We start from the raw sequence: 2852 nt of genomic DNA, 5'->3' as shown, positions 1-2852 counted from the left end.
TGATATTCCCTATCTTTTTTATCTTTAATCCATCATAGCTAGCGATGCAACAAAGCCCACTGGGATCCAGGAAACTTAACTTTACACCAGGTGAATGTACAATAAGAACTGGATTCCAGACTGGAATGACACCGAAGGGGCTACTGGGATCACAAAAGGGGGCACTGGGATGACAGGAGAAAGAGGCACTGGAATGACAAAGAGGGTACTTGGATGACAGGAGGTAATGCAGGAAGTCTAATAGTGCAGCAACACGGAACCCCAGGTCAGGCCTGCACCTATTGAAATCAGCAGTACCAGATTTCCTGATTTTATTTTTGATTCTTGTATTGCATAGTCTAAGGCCAGTGGAATTGATGCCGCTGAGGTGTTTGCATGCTTATCAACGGTATTGATCACTTTCTCTATAGGAAAATCTAATTTCTTTACTACTGCTTCAATAATACGAATGTTTGCTTGATGGGGAATTAACCAGTCAATATCAGTGATTTTCAAATTATTGCATTTCAGAGTTTCCTCTACTGAGGCTGTTAACTTATCCACTGCATGTTTAAACACTTCTCTTCCATTCATGCATATTTTTCCAGAATCACCAGTTGAGGATATCCCTCCGTTCGTACATAGTATGTCCACATTGCCATCAGAATATAGGCTAGTTGAAATTATACCTTTTGTAACCCACTTCTCTGCCACCCAAGTATCAGCATCATTTGTTGGAATGACGTTAAAATGACATGCTGATTTCATTATTACTGCACCAGCACCATCACCAAAGAGTACACAAGTTGACCTATTTTCCCAATCAACAATCCTAGACATTATTTCAGCACCTATAACCAATGCATATTTAATTCTATTGTTAGATTTTATGAGCGAATCAGCAACTGTAACTGCATATATAAAACCAGAGCATGCTGCTTGTACATCAAAAGCAAATGCGTTTTTACATTTTAACTTACTTTGTACAATCGTTGCACAGCTAGGAAAAGTTTTATCAGGAGTTGTTGTAGCAACTATAATCAAGTCAATTTCATCTACTGAAATTTTAGCTTTTTCTATAGCACTTTTTGCTGCATTTACAGCTAGATCTGACGTTAGTTCTCCTTCATCTGCTATATGCCTTTGAACTATTCCTGTTCTCTGCCTTATCCATTCATCGCTCGTCTCAACTATCGATGCAATTTCGTTGTTACTCAACATTTTTCTTGGTAGGTAAGATCCAGTGCTTAATATGAAACTTTTATTCAATATGACTTACCCCGTTAATTATCTTTTGATTTAAATTTTCACTAATTGCATTTACTGCAAATTTTATGGCATGGGCAAAAGAAATAGCATCAGAATTTCCATGACTTTTAATGATGATACCATTCAGCCCTAAAAACATAGCTCCACTTCTAATTTTGGGATTAAAACGCGTTAAAGCTTTATTTAGTTTGGATTTTAACAATATACCAACAAGCATTTTCGCTATCCACGAATTGAATACTTCCTGCTTTATTAGATTGATAAAGGTACTAGCGGTTGCCTCAGCCGTTTTGAGCATTACATTGCCAACAAAACCATCAGCAACAATCACATCTATATTACCCTCTAAAAATTCACTTGCCTCTATATAACCTTTGAAATTAATGCCTGGAGCGTTTTTAAGCAACTCAAAAGCGCCGCGCACTGAGTCATTACCTTTAACTTCTTCTGTGCCGATATTTAGCAAAGCAACTTCAGGATTGTCAATTTTTAATGCTATTTTTGCAAATATACTACCCATTAACGCAAACTGAAATAATGAGTCGGCATTACAATCAACATTTGCACCAAGGTCAAGCAAAGCGAAGCTTTTTGTCTTAGTTGGACAGATAGAGGCAATAGCAGGACGATAAATGTTTGGTAATGTTCCTAAAATAAATCTGGAAATTGCCATCAACGCTCCGGTGTTGCCTGAAGATACCACTCCGAAAGCTTTACCTTCTTTCACTGCAACAGTTGCAGCTTTCATACTTGAGTCTTTACGATGTCTCAGCGCAAAAGATGGCTTATCATTTGCAAGGACATTGTCAGAACAATGAGTAAATTCAGAATTGTTACTTACTTTTTTATATTTCAAAAGCAAAGGAGATACTTCTTCCTTATCTCCATAAATATGAAAAAAAACTTTAATGCCTGGGTCAACAAGGTTGTCTAAAAAAAAACCAGCACCCTGAATTACGGAAAGAGGCGCAAAATCGCCCCCCATAGCGTCAAGTGCAATAACTATATTATTATTGACCGTAGGTAACATATCATAATAGTCACTCCGCCTGTTGCTTGATGAAAACCCGTTTTCCTTTGTAACTGCCATCAACTGCTACGTTATGAGGCAACATGAATTCCCCAGTTGTTGAACACACCACAATATTCTTAGGCTCAATAGCATGATGAGAACGATGCATATTACGCCTTGACTTTGACTTTTTTCTTTTTGGAACTGCCAAAATTTCCTCCATTCTACTACAAAATACAGTACATTAGTAACATGTTTTTTACAGGAAGTAAACAGGGATAGTAAAATAAGTAAGGTTTGCTTATGTAATTGAGTTCTATAGCTAAAGTGGCTCTACAATTTGAAAAACCGTCATTCCGCTACTCGTTAGAGGAATCTATACCGCGAATGAATTCATAGCTGTACGAACATTCATTTTTGAAGGTAAATTGCACAACAGATGATGTCATTCCAGTCTGTGATCCAGAAATTTTGCTTATAACTGAGCTGATGAGCTAAAGGTAGTTGTCTTATGCTAAAACAAACGTTTTTAATTAAGTTGCATAGAAGCTGGATCCCAGTGGGCTTTGTTGCATCGCTACTTATGAAAGGC

General features: G+C 37.3%; 5 protein-coding genes. 1 reads left to right on the top strand and 4 read right to left on the bottom strand.

Annotation, left to right across the window (positions count from 1 at the left end):
* Positions 1-94: 94 nt before the first annotated feature.
* Positions 95-217 carry a hypothetical protein gene (locus OZD68_RS04300; protein ID WP_259366053.1) on the top strand — a complete coding sequence of 41 codons (123 nt, stop codon included), beginning with the start codon at positions 95-97 and terminating at the stop codon, positions 215-217.
* Positions 218-237: 20 nt separating this feature from the next.
* Here OZD68_RS04300 and OZD68_RS04295 read toward each other — a convergent pair whose 3' ends face one another.
* From OZD68_RS04295 to OZD68_RS04280, 4 genes are all read right to left on the bottom strand, one after another.
* A complete protein-coding gene (locus OZD68_RS04295; protein ID WP_182309630.1) occupies positions 238-1248 on the bottom strand; it encodes a beta-ketoacyl-ACP synthase III in 1011 nt (336 codons plus the stop codon).
* A complete protein-coding gene (plsX, locus tag OZD68_RS04290) occupies positions 1241-2278 on the bottom strand; it encodes a phosphate acyltransferase PlsX (protein ID WP_182309753.1) in 1038 nt (345 codons plus the stop codon). Before plsX ends, OZD68_RS04295 begins: the two co-directional genes overlap by 8 nt.
* A 10-nt stretch (positions 2279-2288) precedes the next feature.
* Entirely contained in the window at positions 2289-2471 is a 183-nt protein-coding gene (gene rpmF, locus OZD68_RS04285; RefSeq protein ID WP_041573607.1) for a 50S ribosomal protein L32, read from the bottom strand.
* A 200-nt stretch (positions 2472-2671) separates the two neighbouring features.
* Positions 2672-2852, bottom strand: a 181-nt coding sequence (locus OZD68_RS04280; RefSeq protein WP_275009080.1) for a hypothetical protein, incomplete at its 5' end; no start/stop codon positions are given.

This window comes from Wolbachia endosymbiont of Drosophila bicornuta (assembly GCF_028982105.1).
GTDB classification, from domain to species: Bacteria; Pseudomonadota; Alphaproteobacteria; order Rickettsiales; family Anaplasmataceae; genus Wolbachia; species Wolbachia pipientis.
Note: the sequence above shows the minus strand (reverse complement) of the source record. Positions and strands in the feature narration are given on the sequence as shown.